The 16,265-nt window shown below is 60.2% G+C and carries 11 protein-coding genes and 1 riboswitch; of the genes, 4 read left to right on the top strand and 7 right to left on the bottom strand.

Going from position 1 to position 16,265, the window contains the following annotated elements; genetic code table 11:
• Window positions 1-107: 107 nt before the first annotated feature.
• Window positions 108-1,646 carry a glycosyltransferase 87 family protein gene (locus JX292_RS05940; protein WP_204862510.1) on the bottom strand — a complete coding sequence of 513 codons (1,539 nt, stop codon included), beginning with the start codon at window positions 1,644-1,646 and terminating at the stop codon, window positions 108-110.
• The gene (locus JX292_RS05935) at window positions 1,643-3,028 is read right to left on the bottom strand and encodes a glycosyltransferase 87 family protein (RefSeq protein ID WP_204862504.1); all 1,386 of its coding nucleotides are present in this window, start codon (window positions 3,026-3,028) and stop codon (window positions 1,643-1,645) included. The genes JX292_RS05940 and JX292_RS05935 overlap by 4 nt, the downstream gene beginning before the upstream one ends.
• 360 nt (window positions 3,029-3,388) lie before the next feature.
• Here JX292_RS05935 and JX292_RS05930 point away from each other — a divergent pair, with 360 nt between their 5' ends.
• Entirely contained in the window at window positions 3,389-6,376 is a 2,988-nt protein-coding gene (locus JX292_RS05930; protein ID WP_430538712.1) for a multicopper oxidase domain-containing protein, read from the top strand.
• A 252-nt stretch (window positions 6,377-6,628) separates the two neighbouring features.
• A complete protein-coding gene (locus JX292_RS09085) occupies window positions 6,629-7,528 on the top strand; it encodes a lytic transglycosylase domain-containing protein (RefSeq protein WP_204862500.1) in 900 nt (299 codons plus the stop codon).
• Between the two features lie 215 nt (window positions 7,529-7,743).
• On the opposite strand, the gene JX292_RS05920 is transcribed toward JX292_RS09085, so the two are convergent.
• Together JX292_RS05920 and JX292_RS05915 are read right to left on the bottom strand one after the other, a co-directional pair.
• The gene (locus JX292_RS05920) at window positions 7,744-8,955 is read right to left on the bottom strand and encodes a cytochrome P450 (RefSeq protein ID WP_204862499.1); all 1,212 of its coding nucleotides are present in this window, start codon (window positions 8,953-8,955) and stop codon (window positions 7,744-7,746) included.
• Window positions 8,956-9,386: 431 nt separating this feature from the next.
• Window positions 9,387-9,680 carry a type II toxin-antitoxin system RelE family toxin gene (locus JX292_RS05915; RefSeq protein ID WP_204862498.1) on the bottom strand — a complete coding sequence of 98 codons (294 nt, stop codon included), beginning with the start codon at window positions 9,678-9,680 and terminating at the stop codon, window positions 9,387-9,389.
• 168 nt (window positions 9,681-9,848) lie between these two features.
• Between JX292_RS05915 and JX292_RS05910 the strand changes: the two genes are divergently transcribed.
• Complete coding sequence (locus tag JX292_RS05910) at window positions 9,849-10,130, top strand: type II toxin-antitoxin system prevent-host-death family antitoxin (RefSeq protein WP_204862497.1); 282 nt, start codon at window positions 9,849-9,851, stop codon at window positions 10,128-10,130.
• A gap of 83 nt (window positions 10,131-10,213) precedes the next feature.
• Here the strand turns inward: JX292_RS05910 and JX292_RS05905 are convergent, their stop codons facing one another.
• From JX292_RS05905 to JX292_RS05895, 3 genes are all read right to left on the bottom strand, one after another.
• Window positions 10,214-11,725, bottom strand: coding sequence for a sugar porter family MFS transporter (locus JX292_RS05905; protein WP_275586151.1), 1,512 nt, complete (start codon window positions 11,723-11,725; stop codon window positions 10,214-10,216).
• A 156-nt stretch (window positions 11,726-11,881) separates the two neighbouring features.
• Window positions 11,882-12,883: an aldo/keto reductase gene (locus JX292_RS05900; RefSeq protein ID WP_204862493.1), complete on the bottom strand. Its 1,002-nt coding sequence runs from the start codon at window positions 12,881-12,883 to the stop codon at window positions 11,882-11,884.
• A 10-nt stretch (window positions 12,884-12,893) separates the two neighbouring features.
• Window positions 12,894-14,612, bottom strand: a complete 1,719-nt coding sequence (locus JX292_RS05895) for an ABC transporter ATP-binding protein (RefSeq protein WP_239653669.1) — start codon at window positions 14,610-14,612, stop codon at window positions 12,894-12,896.
• A gap of 423 nt (window positions 14,613-15,035) precedes the next feature.
• Window positions 15,036-15,152, top strand: a riboswitch (SAM riboswitch).
• Window positions 15,153-15,269: 117 nt separating this feature from the next.
• Between JX292_RS05895 and JX292_RS05890 the strand changes: the two genes are divergently transcribed.
• Window positions 15,270-16,175, top strand: coding sequence for a methylenetetrahydrofolate reductase (locus tag JX292_RS05890; protein ID WP_204862482.1), 906 nt, complete (start codon window positions 15,270-15,272; stop codon window positions 16,173-16,175).
• The last annotated feature ends 90 nt before the right edge of the window (window positions 16,176-16,265 follow it).

The raw sequence follows: 16,265 nt of genomic DNA, 5'->3' as shown, positions 1-16,265 counted from the left end.
CATAACCCGTGGTGGTCCGTCTTAACGGTTGAGCCCCCGCATCCCTGAGCGGATGCGGGGGCTCTTCTGCGTCTGCGGTCTTTCACGACCGCGGGTCGCGGCGGTTTCTAGTATGCGGCGCCCAGGGCGGTCACGCGTTCCCCTTCGCGGGCTGCGGCGCTATCAACGCGCTGGCGGTGCACCATGTACACGAAGAAGGTCACCACCGTGAACACGTACATGAACTGGTACGGGGATGTGCCCGCCATGAGACCCAGCGACCCTTCGGGCACCATGAGGATGTTGTCCGAGCTGAAATGCGGAGCGAAGGCCAACACAATCCAGTACGGGGAAATGTACATGCCCGCCAGCGCCACAGTCGCCGTGATAGCGCCGAGGGTCGCAATGAGCGAGCTTGCCCACCGGTAAAACAGCGGGAAGATTTCCACGACGACGGCAGCCAGCATCAGCGGGTACCAGGTGTTGTGGTGCGACCAGCTAATCGGCGAGATCTGCAGCATCATGAAGGCCGTCAGCGCTAACTGCGACACGACCGCGCGAGCGCGAATCAGCGGGATCAGCAGAACGGCTGTCACCAGGACAATGAGCAGGGTCAGGGCCACCTGTACGACCGACAGGGAGGTTGCTGTCAGCTCATGCTGCAGGCCCGCGTGGGTGAGGGTACCCATGATCGACACGTTGTCAAAGTAACTGAACCAGCCCACGCGGGAGGTGTCGCGCAGCGCCTGGAACCAATAGATTCGCGATTCTCGGGGTACAACGAGGTACGCAATACCCACGGTTGCTGAAAAGCTCAGGGCCGTGGTGATGAGCCCCTTCCAGTCCCTACGCATGAGCAGTAGCAGGCCGAAGGCGAGCGGGGTGAGCTTAATGCCGGCGGCAATGCCCAACAGCACGCCGCGCGGCACGCGGGTGGCCGGACGCATAAAATCGGCCAGGATTAGGGCGAGGATAATCGCGTTAATCTGCCCGAAGTGCGTGGTGAGGCGCCACGGGCCACAAGCCCAAATGAGGGCCGCCATGAGCGAGACCATGCCCCAAGAACTCAAGTACTTCTGCAGGGGCAGACGCCAGGCACGGCTACGCGCATAGGAGTACAGCGCGTAGGCGCACACGTAGCTGAGCACGCCGATGATGACGGTAATCAGCATCATGCTCTGCGGCTCGGTGAGGAACGCGAGCGGGTAGAAGAGCAGGGCCGCAAACGGCGGGTAGGTGAAGGGCAGGCCGCGCGTGCGGAAGCTATAGAGCTGCAGCCCGTCGGGGCCGTCGGCCAGGGAGACCGCGCCCAGGCGGTAGACGTAAATGTCGTCGGCCGCGGCGTGCGTGACGTAGTTGAGGGCGTAGGCGGCCACCAGGATGAACACCAGGTGCGCCCAAATATCGCCGCCTCGGAAGAAGCGTTCGCGCAGGCTGAGAACGCGTTCGGATGCCTCGGAGTGCTCGGAGCGGTCCTTCGGCTTCGCGGCCCGGGTTGAGGCGGGCTCCATGTCTTGCGAAGCGGCCGAGGCGGGCTCGACGGAGTCGGTATCCGCGGTAGCTGCGGAGGCCGAAGCCCACGGAATCACAGGAGCTACCGCCCCGGTATTCTTGATATTTTCGGCGTTCTTCCCGGCGCTCGTCTCAGCGTTCTTCGCGCGGCTCACGCGGTTGCCTCCCGAGAAGTAGCGGCACGTACAGACTCGACACGCTCGGCAACCAGGGCGCGGGCACCCCACCAGCCCAGGGGCGCGTCGTTGGGTGCAGAACCGTACCGCACGGGCTCAACCTTCGCACCGCGCACCGGGGCGCTCAGCGCGGCAACCGACCAGAGCATCGTCGTCACCCAAAGGCAGAACGCCGGAATCGCCGACACCGCCAGCGCGCCAGCGGCCAGGTGCTCCATATCGTCCATGGAACCGTGCATCCACGAGCCGATGCGCATCGGCGAAATGTACAGGCCCAGCACGGCAACCCAGGCAAAGCACGCAGCGGCCACGCGCAACCAGGCCGGCTGCGGGGCAAAGTAGGTGGGGAACGCCTCCAGCACCAGCACGGCCGCCAGCAGGGGCAGCAGCACGTTGTGGTGCGACCAGCTAATCGGCGACAGCGCCACCATCAAAGAGGCGGTCACCGCCACCTGCGCCAGCGCGGCGCCGCGGCGTTCCAACTGGTACAGCAGGCCAGCGGTGAGCACGATGCTCACGAGCGCCAAGGCGTAGTAGACGGGCTTCGCTGCACCTTCGGACAGGCCGAAGTGCAGCAGCCAGCCCTGAATCGAAATGTTATCCACAAAGTTCAGACCGCCCACACGCGAAGGATTCGTCAACGCAGAGAACCAGAACTCCGGCGCCTCCTTAGGCATCAGAATGAAACCCAGCGCAATCGTACCGAAGAAGGTTGCGCCCAGGGTCGCGACGCCCTTCCAATCGCGGCGCACCAGCAGAATCAGGCCGAAGACGAGCGGGGTGAGCTTCACGCCACCGGCAATACCGATGAGCACGCCGCGCGGCACGCGGGTCGCCGGACGCACAAAATCGGCCAGGATCAGCGCGGTAATGAACGGGTTAATCTGAATCAGATCGATGGTGCGCTGCCAGGGGCCCGCCGCAACCACCAGAAGGGTCAGCACGGCGATAGTGCCCACGCGGCCAAAGTACCGTTGCAAGGGCAGAGCGCGGCCGCGTGCATTCACGTAGTTATAGATGATGGTCGAAAGCCACCAAGCCACCGCCACGGACCCCAGCACCATGAGCACCTTACCGACGACCAGAGGCATGAACGCGAAGGGCAGGAACAGCATCGCCGCAAACGGCGGGTACGTGAACGGCGGCTTAATCACGCCGTGATCGTTCAGGGTTGGGGAGTACAGGTCCTGGGTGAACCCCTCATTATCGAAAATGGTCATGGCGCCCAGGCGGTAAATGGAGAAATCCAGGCCACTACCGGGGTCGCTCAGGATTCGGAGCAGGAAATCGACGCCCACCGCCAGGAGGGCCAGGACGGCAATAATGCCCCACATCGGGGTTTTGGATTCGGTTCTGGCCACGTGGTGTCCTTACTGTGAGGGTATGCTGCGGATCCCGGCGCAGGGTGTTTCGGATGCGCTGTGAGAGTGCGGGGCATCAGCGTTTTCAAGCCATAACAGTGTAACGCGAAGAAGGTGCATCCGATGCATCAGGGCGCAGATTCATAGGCTCCCGGAGCGCACCACAGAGCGCATTTATACGCACGTACTGTCTTCAAAATTGGTGCAAATGGGGCAATATAATGGGTTTGTATGGCATTCGACGCGCCCTTCGCGGAGTCTAGCGGATGCGGAGCGCCCCCGAACACACCGACGTCACCACACCAACGTAAACGCATCGACGTCTCGACGTGAACAACCAGCAGTGAAAGTAGTGATTGTGTGAGCGAACATCTCGGCACCCCACCCGAAAGCGAGAAGCCAAACGGCGGCGAGCGCCCTGGCGCGACCGGCGGCGGCACGCCTGACGGTCAGCATCCCCGGAGCGTCGGCGGGCTGAGCATCGGTGCACCCGGCGGTTCAGCAGGCGGTGCGGCTGTCTCCGGAGGCGGCTCCTCCGGGCTGAGCATCGGCATGCGCCCGGCTGGAATCCCCGGCGCTTCCCTCACCACCGAAGAGATTGCGCGCCGCGCATCCGGTCGCGGTACGTGGCATCGTCGCGCTTCTAAGCCCGTTTCTTACTGGATGTTTGCCCTCATCGGTGCGCTTCTGCTGCACCGCATCATTCCGAATAGCGGCTGGCTGATGGTGCACATGGTGACCCTAGGCCTGATTACGAACTCGATTCTAATTTGGTCGCAGCACTTCACCGAAGCGCTCATGAAGATCAAGATTCCCGATGAGCAGCGCAAGGTCCAGGTGGGCCGCATCTTCACGCTGAACGCGGGGATCGTACTTCTCATGATTGGCATGGTTGGCCAGCTGAGCGTGCCGGGACTCTATGCCGCCACGGTGGTGGGCGCCCTCGTCGTCGGCGCGATGGTGGCCTGGCACGGCATCTACCTGATGGGTCAGGTACGCCGCGCCCTACCCTCCCGCTTTGGCGCGACGATTCGCTTCTACATCGTTGCGGCCCTGTTGCTACCCCTGGGTGCCCTGCTCGGCGCAATGGTGGCCTACCCGGGCCTGAACGGCACCCTGCACTCGCAGTTTTTGCTCGCTCACGAGGCCGTGAACGTGCTCGGGTTCGTTGGCATCACGGTGGTTGGTACGCTGGTAACCTTCTGGCCGACCATGTTGCGCACCAAGATGGTGGATAAGGCACTCGCCCACAGCGTGCGCGCCCTGTACCTCATGTGCGGTGGCGTTGCGTTGACCCTGGTCGGCGCGCTCTTCGGGTTGCGCCCGCTAGCCGTGGCCGGCCTCGTGGTGTACCTGCTGGGCCTGCTACTCGTGGCCGGGGTGATGGTTCGTACCCTGCGCTCCAAGCGCCCGAACGAGTACCCGCCCATGAGCGTGGGTATGGGCTTCTGCTGGTTCCTGGTGGGCGTTGTGGCGACCATCGTCATGGTGGCGGCCACCCCCTTCGCGCAGCTGGATATGCGCGCCGTGACCCCCATTTTCGTGGTTGGCTTCCTGCTTCAGGTGCTGCTCGGCGCGATGAGCTACCTGTTGCCGCAACGCATGGGCGGCGGCCCGGCGGTGGTGCGCGCATCCAACAAGGAATTTAACCGTTTTGCCGCGGCCCGCGTGACCGCCGTGAACCTGTCCCTGCTCGTCTTCATGATGCCCGGCGCGGCGGTTGGCCAGTCCATTAAGATTGCCGTCGCCGTCGTGGGTGCTCTGGCCCTGGCCGTGTTCATTCCGCTCATGATTCGCGGTGTGAAGGCCTCGGTAAACGCCCGCAAGGAGATGATGGCGGCCCGCGCCCGCGGCGAGAAGCCCGTCTTCACCCCGGAGGCGCTCACCCCCGAGCCCGTCCCGCACGCCAAGCAGAGCTTCCAGGCTGCCCTGGCCGTGGCCATGGCCTTCCTGCTGGGCTTTGCCGTGAACCCCTCCGCGCTGAACCTCTCGGCCCTGCCCACCCTGGACGCCGGCTCGCAGGCGGTCGCGCCGACCGGCCAGACCACCACCGTCAAGGTGAAGGCAACCAGCAACTACCGCTTCACCCCCGCCGAGGTGGAGGTGCCCGCCGGTAACCGCCTGGTCGTCGAGGTCACCAACGAGGATCAGGGCATGACCCACGACCTGACCTTCGATAACGGCGCAACCACCGGCACCATCAACCCCGGCGAGACGAAGACCGTGGACGCCGGCGTCATGACCGCCGATACCGAGGCGTACTGCTCCGTGGCGGGCCACCGCTCCCTGGGCATGGTCCTCAAGGTGAAGGTGACCGGTGCATCCTCGCAGCAGCTGGCTTCCGGTGACCACACCAACCACAACCACGCCGCGACGGGTAACGTCCCGACCCTTATGACGGTCGCTAACGGCAAGATTGACATGTCTGCGGCGCCCGGTAGCGGCTATCAGTACCGCGACCCGAACATCCCGGCGCTGAACACCGCCGAGCAGGTGAACGGTAAGACCGTCCGCAAAGTCACCCTGCAGGTGCAGGAGGTCGACCGCGAGGTTGCCCCCGGCGTGACCGTCCACATGTGGACCTTCAACGGGCAGAACATGGCCCCGGTTCTGCACGGTAAAGTCGGCGACATTTTTGAAATTACACTCATCAACAACAGCACGATGGGCCACTCGCTCGACTTCCACGCGGGCATGGTCTCCCCCGATAACACGATGAAGACCATCGCCCCCGGTGAGCGTCTCGTCTACCGTTTCGAGGCGAAGGCCGCCGGCATGTGGCTGTACCACTGCAGTACCGCCCCGCTGAGCCTGCACATGACTCAGGGCATGTACGGTGCGGTCATCATTGACCCGGCGGACCTTGACCCGGTCGATCACGAGTACGTAATGGTTCAGGGTGAAGCGTACCTGCACGATACCGGCAAGACCGCCTCCGACGGCAATAAGCTGGCGGAGAACTCGCCTGACCTGATTGCGGCGGGCACGCCCACACTGACCATGTTCAACGGCCACGCAACCCAGTACAAGGCAAAGCCGTTGCAGGTGAAGAAGGGTGAGCGCGTGCGTATTTGGGTGATGGCGGCTGGCCCGAACCACGGCACGAGCTTCCACGTGGTCGGTTCGCAATTCGACACCGTCTACAAGGAGGGCGGCTACCTACTGCGCCGCGGCGCGGATGCGTACGGCAGCCGTGACGGCCACAGCCAGGCGCTGGATCTGACACCCGCCCAGGGCGGCTTCGTGGAGATGCAGTTCTTGGAGTCCGGCACGTACACATTCGTGAACCACTCCTTCTCGGAGATGGAGCGCGGTGCCGCCGGCAAGATTGTGGTGACCGACCGCTAGGCAACCTCGCAAGCTGAGTTCCTCGCGGCAGCGGGATTCGTGTGGCCCCGCCGGGTGCATCCTCGGATACGCCTGGCGGGGCCTTCTGCTACCCGGGGGCACTTCCCGGGCGGTTTTCCTTTCTCGAAGGCGGGCATCCGGACTGTTTGCGCCGGGCCGGGATGGGGTTCGTATTACGCGCTGACTATGGTTTTAACCTCATCCGGGGGTATTTTGTCGGTATCTGCGGTACGGGTACGTTAGTCTGGATGGATGGCACATAGCACTTCGGGCGCCCCTTCCGAGCGTAACGCTACGAGCGCCTCCAACCACACTTCCGTTTCGGCGGATCAACAGATTTCTTCCCCTCGGCCGCGTAGGGCTTTTCCCTTGCGATTCCTGGCCGGGGCTCTAGCGCACTGGCAGATTATTGCTTCGGCGGTTCTGCTGGGCGGAGGTGTCGCCGGTTTGGCGGCCACCTACGATAATTATTGCGGCATGACGGAGCTGTCCTACGCGCCCGCCGCCCTGCGAAGCGATTTTGAGCAGGGCGCTAAGGTGTCGGGTTTCCGGGCGGGTGTCATGGCCGCGCAGATTGAGACTGAGAGCCACTGGCGCGTGGGCGTTGAGTCCCATCAGGGCGCCAAGGGTATTGCACAGTTTACCGATGAGGCGTGGAACGCCGAGCACTACAGTTTCGGTAACGGCGGTAACGTGTTGAACCCGCACGATGCGATTGCTGCGCAGGCACGTTATTTGGCTGAGTTGCGTACTCGCTTGGCGAAGTACGCCTCTTCCGAGGACCAGTTGCAGGATGTGGTGCTCGTCGGCTATAACGCGGGCCCCGGTTCTGTGGAGAAGTACGGCGGTGTTCCTCCGTTTGAGGAGACTCAGAATTATGTGAAGTCGATTCGTGAACTATCGAATTCGAAGTACAAGCTGACCTGCGCTCCCGAGTACCAGTTCAAGCAGGCAAAGTTGAAATTTGTGAACGGTGTGACTCCGGCGATGGCTGGTGTTCATGCGGATGGTACGGCTCTGTCTCCGGAGGAGTCGGCATCGGCTACAGCGGAGGCTTCTACTTCGGCCTCAGCGAGTGCTTCAGCTCGTCCGTCTGCGAGCGGCTCTGCGGGTTCTTCTGTGAATCCTTCAGTCATGAGTTCTAGCCGCTAGATTCAGCTTTCTAGATAGCCAACTAGGCTATATAGCCGATAGGGAATATTCCGTTTCATCTATAGTGCGCGGCTGATACCGGCCACCACTACCCCTACTATTCACTCTTAACAGCGCGAGGCGCCAAACCCCAGCAAAGGGTTCGGCGCCTCTTGCGTTATGCTACAGCATCCGGCTCATTCCGCTCGGGCAATACTACCGGTGCTCATTACGCTTTAGTTGAAGATAGCGCGCACGACCGAGTAGCCGGAGACCGGGTACACGGCGTTCACAGTTGCGGGCTTCTCGCTCTCGTCCGCAATCTCGATGGATTCGGTGCCGCGCAGCAGCTCTTCCATCAGGATGCGCAGTTCCAGGCGTGCCAGGGGCGCACCGGGGCAGACGTGGACGCCGTCACCGTACACGAGGTTGCGGGACTGGTCGCGGTGTGGGTTGTAGGTGAGGGCGTCTTCGAAGGCGTCCTCGTCGCGGTTTGCGCTTGCCCAGTTGATGGTCACGCGGGAGCCGGCGGGCAGGGTGCGGCCGCCAAGTTCGGTGTCCTCGGTGGTGATGCGGCGGTTGGTGACGAGGGTGTCTTCAAGTCGCATGATTTCTTCAACGGCGAGGGCGATTTCGCTACGGTCATCGATAGCGTTACCGTCGGAGAGAGATGCGCGCAGACGGTCCTGCTCGGCACGGTTGCGTGCCAGGAAGTTCACGAATACGCCCACGGTTGCGGAGACGGTGGAGAGCTCGCCCACGGTCCAGTTACGGATGAGGCTGACGATCTCTTCGTCGGTCATGGTGCGGGGCTCTTCGCCGGGCAGGTCCACAATGTCGGTGAGCAGCTCGGCGGTGACATCCTTGGGGTTGCCCGCTGCGGCGTCCTCACGGCGCTCATCGAGCAGCTGGCGGATGTAACCGTCAAATTCGAGGGCGACCTTAGCGATTTCTGCGCGGTCACGGCGCAGGGTGGCCACGCGGTTCTTTTCGATCCACTCGGTGAGGGGCTGCTCAAGGCATGCGGGCCAGCCCATGAAGGCGTTCTGTACGCGCATTGCGTAGGCCTGGCCGAAGCCCTGCATGACGTCTACCTCTTCGCCGCGGGGCAGTTCTGCGATGAGGGCCTTCACGGCCTCGCGGATGACGGGTGCGAAGGGGGCCAGGCGTTCGGGGGTGAAGTACTTGTCGTTGATTGCGCGGAACGCGGTGTGCACGGGGGCGTCCATGCCGTTGGGGACGGCGATGTGGCGGTTGGAGACCACGTTGGAGTAGATTTCGGGGTGGTCGAGAACGTGCTGCACATCGGCGTTCTTGAAGACGGAGTATCCCATAAATTCGTCGTGGGCGACGGGGCAGCGGCGGCGCATCGCGTCGTATGCTGCTACCTGGTCCTTCTGGACCTCTTCGCTACGCAAATCCCAATCGTTGTGTACGTTCTCAGTCATAGTTCACCTGTATTCCATTAGAGTCATGTGTATTGCACCGGGTGACGATACGTTCCGGTGGCTGCGCGGTGTGTGCTCGCGTAGTCCAAGCATATATTTCGGTGCTTTGTAGTCAATAGTACCTTCTTGAAGGTAGCACCTTGCGGGCGGGGTTTCAGGGTAGGGGTTCCTTGCTTCTCGTTCAATGAACAGTCGCTACGCTTGCGCCGAACGGATTATGTGGATTAAGTCTCTTATTTTGGGTTTACACAACGACATTTACGGCGTGCTGAACCGAGCATTATAAATAAAGGACCTTGTGGGAGGCTTTTATGGATTATTCGCAAAAAATATAAAAAAATTTTGCGACACGCCCGAGGGATGAGCCTCCCAGAGGCACCCCGGGTAGCCATCACGGCCGGGTGCCGGGGGTAGCCTCAGAACTCTATACCCTACAGGCCGCGGTAAACCTCTCGCCGATGCCCGACTCGGAAAACCTCAACAATAACTGCCCCGTTATCAATGGTGTACAGAATGCGATAATTTCCTACTCGCGCCCTGTACCCTTCTTCACCCTGTAGCTTCTTGACTCCCGTCATATATGGGTCATCGCCAAGGGATTGGAGGCAGGCGATAATTTTCTCGAAGACGGCCCGGTCTTCTCGTTGGATTTTCTTCAGTTCTTTCGCTGCTTTACGCGTCAATTCGACCCGGTACGTGGGGTTTGAGAGATGGTTTGCAGTCATCTGCATCCTTCAGGCAGAGTTTTAAATCTTAACCTCAACCTTAGCAGAAAAAGTGTACACTTTTTACATACTTTACATTGTGTATACTATGTAAGTAGCTCTCCTGGATGGAACCTACACAGGAACTATCCTCGGAGCTAACGCATAAACCCCAGAAAGGAACCAGTCATGACTGTCACCACTCACCGGACTCGTTCCAATGTCACGACTCTTAAAGAACTCCGCGACAACCTCGGAACCAAAGTCAACGAAGCCGTGTTCTCCGGCGAACGTCCCCTCATCAGCCGCAACGGAAAGACTGTTGCCGCGCTCATCTCCTACGAAGATTTGAAGCTACTGGAAGAGTACGAAGAGCTCCTCGACATTGAGGCTCTGCGCAAGGCACGCGCCGAAGATGACGGCTACCGCATCGGCCTCAACGAGTTCCTCGAAAAGAACCCTGCAGACTAGTCTTTCAACGCATATTGCAAGGCGGGCGGCACCTCCACCGGGGAGGGGCCGCCCGCCTCATTCTTGCCTAAAAACCGCCAAATCTAACGCTTGTGTGCGAAGGGGTAGATGCTACCGTCCATCACGCCACGCTCCACCTGCTCCAGGCTCACGCCGCGAGTCTCCGGCAGATTGCGGGACATCAGCAGCGCAATGACCACGTTCACCACGGCAAAGCCAATGAAGGAGCCGGTCAGACCGACCGCACCCAGAATCACGGGGAACGCCAGCGACAGCGCACCGTTCATCATCCAGCCGCTAAACGCCGAAATACCCATACCCGCCGCACGCACACGCAGCGGGAACAGCTCACTCATAATCACCCACGTCGACACGTTCAGGCAGGTCTGCATCGCGCCCACAAAGCAGACGATGAGCACCAGCAGAATCCATGGACGCGCCGCGCTATCGGCGGGCAGCAGCATGGATGCGCCCGCAATCAGCACGTGGAAAAACGCAGTTGAACTATAGCCGGTAATGACCATGACGCGGCGCGGCACACGCTCTATCAGGCGCAGCGACAGGATGGAACCAAGCACCGCAATCGTACCCGGCGCAATATTCGCAATGAGCGCCGCGGATTCGCTGAAACCGGCTTCCTTGAGCACCTTAATGCCGTAGTACATGATCGAATTGATGCCGGTCAGCTGCTGGCCCGCGCCGACCAAAATACCGACGAGCAGGATGCGCACGAACCAGCCGCGCACGCCCACGCTTTCCTTACCCGCCGCATCGTTCTGGGTGGTCGCCTCCGCCTGCAGGGTGCGCTCAATGTCGGCGATTTCAGCTTCGGCACGTTCGGTGGAGCGGATGCGCTTCATCACCTCAAGCGCCTGCTCACGCTTGCCGACGCGCAGCAGCCATCGCGGCGACTCGGGCACACGCAGCATGCCGACGAACAGGCCGATGGCGGGCAGGGTGCAGATAGCGAACATCCAGCGCCACACGCCGTCGTGCTCGCCCCATACGTTGCCGATGAGGGCGTTCACGATGAACGCGGCAAGCTGACCGCCCACGACCATGAGCTCGTTGCGGCCGGAGAGGGAGCCTCGAATTTCGTAGGGTGCGAGCTCTGCGAGGAACACAGGCACTACGGCGGAGGCGCCACCGACCGCCAGGCCGAGCAGGGTGCGCCCGGTGATGAGCACGGCGACGTTGGGTGCAAAGACACAGGTCAGGGCGCCAATAAAGAAGATGGTGGAGAGCCCAATGATGGTGATTCGGCGGCCGTACCGATCGGAGATGCGGCCGCATCCGAGCGCGCCGATAGCGGCGGCGAAGGCGAGCGATCCGGTGACCCAGCCTTGGGCGGTGGAGTCCATGCCGAGTTCGCGGCTCATGGGTTCGAGCGCGCCGTTGATCACTCCGGTGTCGTAGCCGAAGAGCAGTCCGCCGAAGGTGGCGATGAGGGCAATGACGCCGAGGTATCGGCTGTGCTTCCCGGTGCCCAGAGGGGGCAGGGTGGAGGCGGTGCTCTGTGCGCTCATGGTGTCCTTTGATGTGCCGGTGGCGGGTGGCTGCGCCGGGTTGGCTCCAGGCGGCAGGGGTGGGTACATAGATGAGGTGAGGTGCGTCAGGTTAGACACACCTCACCTAATCCTAGCGAAAACGTTCGGCGGGTGATATTTATTTCTCACCACGCATATTTTTCAGCATATTTTACGGCCGCCCGGTGCGACCGCCTGAGTGCCCCTTTGAGAAGGAGCCGGAGTTTAGAACAGTGCGATCTTCTCGGGTGCCGGGAAGATGGCGTCCAGGGCGGCGAGGTCCTCAGCGTCGAAGCGCAGGCATGCCGCCTGTGCGTTGGCGCGCACCTGCTCGGCGCTGGTCGCACCGGCAATGACGGAGGTGACCGGCGACTGCTGTGCAAGCCAGGAGAACGCCGCCTGCACCTCGGTGATGCCGCGTTCGGTGCAGAAGCTGTGGAAGGCTTCGAGCTGGTCCCAGTTGGCGGCGTCGAGCACGTTCTTCTTGGAGTGGGACAGGCGCGAACCGGCGGGAATGTTGTCGCGGCGGTACTTGCCGGTCAGCAGGCCGTTAGCGAGCGGGAAGTACGGCAGCACACCCATGCCGAAGTGCCGTGCGGCGGGCAGGATTTCGAGTTCTGCGCGGCGGTCGAGCAGGTTGTAGTGGTTTTCAGCGACGATGAACCGTTCGGTGCCGAGTTCGTGGGCGCAGTGTTCGGCGTGGGCGAGCTGCCAGCCGGAGAAGTTGGAGTGGCCCAGGTAGCGGACTTTGCCGTCGCGTACGAGCTGGTCGAGGGCGCTGAGGGTTTCTTCGATGGGGGTGTTGGGGTCGGGGCTGTGGTAGAAGTACAGGTCGATGTAGTCGGTGCCGAGGCGGCGGAGAGACCCTTCGACGGCGCGCATGATGTAGCGGCGGGATCCGCGGGCGTTGCGGTCGTTGCCGTTGAGGTTGCCGACGGGCAGACCGAATTTGGTGACGATGGTCAGTTCGTCGCGGTCGAGGCCGAGCTGGGTGAGGGCGGTGCCGAACATGGTTTCTGAGAGGCCGGGCTCGGCGCCGTAGAGGTCGGCGATGTCGAAGAAGCTGATGCCGGCGTCGACTGCGGCGGCGATGACTTCGTTGGTGCCTTCTTGGGTGCGGGTGGGGGTGCCGGGGCGGCCGAGGTTGTTGCAGCCGATGCCGACGCTGGGCACGACGAGGCCGGAGTTGCCGAGCCTACGGTAGACGGGAGATTCAATACGTTCCATGCTTTTAACTCTACGTTGTGCGGGTATGTTGCGAGGTTATTTCCCCTTCCAGTTGGGAGGCGAAGAGCTTCCTGAAGCGTGATGTAGGGTCGGTCGTTAGCTCCCGGTAGGTTCCTTGCTCCACCACACACCCACCATCCAACACCACCACAGAATCAACACCACGCAACGTCCACGCACGATGAGACACCAACACCACCAAACGCCCACCAGCAGCCACCTTCAACCGAGCAAAAATCTCCTCCTCAGTCTCAGCATCCACAGCACTGGTCGGCTCATCCAAAACCCACACCGGCGCATCCCGAAGAACCACACGCGCCAACGCCAAACGCTGCCACTGACCACCCGAAAGACCAACACCACCAAACGACTCACCCAACTGAGCATCCAAACCACCCTCAAGACCACGCACAAAATCATCAGCACAAGCCACCGACAAAGCCGACCACAAATCAGCATCACCAAGACGCTCAACCACCTCCTGAGGCAAACCCAGAAGAAGATTTTCACGCACAGTCAGTTCATAACGGCCGTAGTCTTGACTCACCAAACCAACATTTGCCAACATGTTGTATTTACTCTCAGAAGAAGCACCCTTATACGTTATGTTCCCCTGGGCAATTGGTGTAATTCCAAGAATTGCATTTATTAGCGTTGTTTTTCCCGCGCCCGAGGCACCAACTACTGCAATCATTTGATTATTCATCAGCTCAAGATTAATATCTTTAAGCGCAAAAGACGACGCGCCCTCATACTGAACGGATACATCTTTGCATATAATTTTTGAAATATTTTCACGGTTAGGGTTAGAAGTTTTTATCTCAGAAGCATGGTCGTAAGTATCAGAGTCGCATACCCTTCGGAATTGCTGAACAGATAATGCTCCATTAATAATCTGGCCGAATGAATATCCCACCTCTTGGGTCGCGTTAACACAGGCAATGATTCCAATCAGCGATCCGGCCACATACGATATATCGGCGCCTGAATCCACAAGGAAGTACAGGGACGCAAAAAGTAAGACAGAGCAGAGTAGCCCTGCAACTATGGAGATGATTCCTCTAACACTTTCAAGGCTCAATTCCCTACCGGCTGCCCGGCGTCGCCAGGACGCTACGCGTTGCGAGAAAAATCGGGAGGCTCTCATGAGGTGAAGTTCTTGGGCTCGGCTCTGAGCCATCAGATTGTCTAGATAGTAGTTCTCTGCCCGATAATCCTCGTACATTAGGGTGTATATAGCGTAATCGCGTTTAGCGAGAATCACCATTGCAATGGCTAGGGGCAATGAACACAGTGCCGCAAAAATTGCTGCCACAATGCTGACGTTCGCAATATTAAGACAGAGAAGTAACACCATTGCGCAGGCACTCACCAGTGTCATAACTGACATGGTGTGAACCTGCAATTCCTGTTTCGATATTGCCTCTCTAGCAGCACGTATATCTTCCTGCGATTTTGTGCTACCTATATCAGACAACGGAAATGTAGATAACCTGTTATTTAACATGCAGTGAACCCGATAGTTCACCTTTGATTTGAGGATAAGCATGTTACTTCTTACCCAGCGTTGAGCAATGATATTAATTCCGACAACAAGGGCAAGAGCAATAATATAAATCCATGCTGCGCCACCATTTGAACCGCTCAAGGCTGATACTGTATTACCAATCAGCAGGGACTGACTCAAGGGAATGCAGGCGATGACGGCTAGCGATAGGGCAGTGCTCACTAGGGTCGCGGGACAGGTTTTCCAGGCTAGGCGGAAGGACCAGAGTATAGAGGAAAATAGATTTTTCATTCTCACCACGCTCACAAAGTCATATTGAACTCATCTTTGGGTCCTGAAACTCCTCGATGAGCGGACATTGAAACACTACCCGTGCCTCATTAGTTATTAGTTACCCTACCTCTCACTGAAAGATAAAACACATATATTCGCGCGTGTCCAAGAATATTAAGCAGACGTATCTGCGATAGTGCCAGGCATCCAGGGGTCAGCCGACACCCCTACCAGCAACACCCCCAGCCGCTCTTCGTCATAGTCAGTCATATTAAGTTCATATTTCGGTGACTCGTCATCTCTCGACATATTGGGCCATCATTCCCCGAAATTCTTGCGCACCCTCCAAAACGCCCGGTAGAGTGAGAGCGTTATCTATCAAGAGCGACCGAGAGATCTGGCTCGTAGACGTCGCAGCAACCTCGCCAGTATCCCCCACCGTCACGGTGCAGGGTACGGACAAGGTGCTCCCGCCAGAACCGATAGAGAAGAATACCCTTCGGCACCCCTTGATGAGTCGCACCAGCAAACCGGTGTAGCGCATCATGCAGAAGAATTCGCGCACCCTGCCGGTGCGTATCTATCGGGTGAACACGAAGGATGGTTATGACGACAGTTCACCCGGCTCTTTCTTTTGAGCTGTTCCCTCCGCGCTCACACGCGAGTTGCGAGTCACTGATTCGCACCATCGCAGAACTCGAGAGCACTAACCCCGACTACGTGTCGGTCACCTACTCCGGTGACGCAAAACGCCGCCAGAAGACCCTCGCCCTGCTCGACTACCTGGTACACGAAACCTCCCTCACCCCGCTAGCTCACCTGATTTGTGCTGGCCATTCGGTGCACGAGCTGGAGCGTGCAGTCCGCCTGATTCTGGGCCTGGGCGTGCGCGGCTTCCTGGCTCTTCGCGGCGACATTCAGGAAGGTCAGGTTTCTGAACTTCCTTTCGCCCGCTACCTGGTGGAACTCATTCGCCGCGTTGAGCGTGAAGATTTCGCCCACCTGGCAGCTGGCAAGGTGTCGATTGGTGTGGCGGCGTACCCGCAGAAGCACCCCGAGTCGGCATCCCTGTTGCAGGATATTGAGATTCTGCTGTCCAAGCAGCGTGCCGGCGCGGACTTCGCGATCACTCAGGTGTTCTTTGAGGATGAGCGCTACAACGCCCTGGTCGATTCGGCACGCCTGGCAGGTGTGGACATTCCGATTATTCCGGGCATCATGCCGGTGACCTCGCTGAAGCGCCTGCGGAACCTCTGCCAGATGGCGGGCATGGAAGTCCCGACGGACCTCGCCTACGCCCTAGAGACGGCAACCAGCAGCGCAGAGTTGCACCGCATCGGCGTGGACTACGCGCTGAACCAGTGCCGCGCCGTGATGGATGCGGGCGCACCGGGCCTGCACTTCTTCACCTTCAACGAGCATGCCGCGGTGCTGGACGTTCTGGACCAGCTGGACCTGCCCCGATACAGCAACCGTTTCTCCCAGTCCCTGAGCGAGCTGGAATTCGCCTAAACGCGACCCGCTCCACCCGGCGCGGATGCGCCACCCAAGTTTCCCCCAAAGTACCCCGGGAGCGTCCCACGGATCTCGGCCCCATCGACG

The organism is Rothia mucilaginosa, assembly GCF_901875305.1.
In the GTDB taxonomy this organism is placed as follows: domain Bacteria; phylum Actinomycetota; class Actinomycetes; order Actinomycetales; family Micrococcaceae; genus Rothia.
This window is presented reverse-complemented; position numbering and strand designations above follow the sequence as displayed.

Bases quoted from the DNA above. Each gene is read 5' to 3' on its own strand.
- JX292_RS05920 (WP_204862499.1), bottom strand. From the start codon at position 8,955: ATGACTGAGAACGTACACAACGATTGGGATTTGCGTAGCGAAGAGGTC.
- JX292_RS05890 (WP_204862482.1), top strand. From the start codon at position 15,270: ATGACGACAGTTCACCCGGCTCTTTCTTTTGAGCTGTTCCCTCCGCGC.
- JX292_RS05900 (WP_204862493.1), bottom strand. From the start codon at position 12,883: ATGGAACGTATTGAATCTCCCGTCTACCGTAGGCTCGGCAACTCCGGC.
- JX292_RS05915 (WP_204862498.1), bottom strand. From the start codon at position 9,680: ATGACTGCAAACCATCTCTCAAACCCCACGTACCGGGTCGAATTGACG.
- JX292_RS09085 (WP_204862500.1), top strand. From the start codon at position 6,629: ATGGCACATAGCACTTCGGGCGCCCCTTCCGAGCGTAACGCTACGAGC.
- JX292_RS05905 (WP_275586151.1), bottom strand. From the start codon at position 11,725: ATGTACCCACCCCTGCCGCCTGGAGCCAACCCGGCGCAGCCACCCGCC.
- JX292_RS05910 (WP_204862497.1), top strand. From the start codon at position 9,849: ATGACTGTCACCACTCACCGGACTCGTTCCAATGTCACGACTCTTAAA.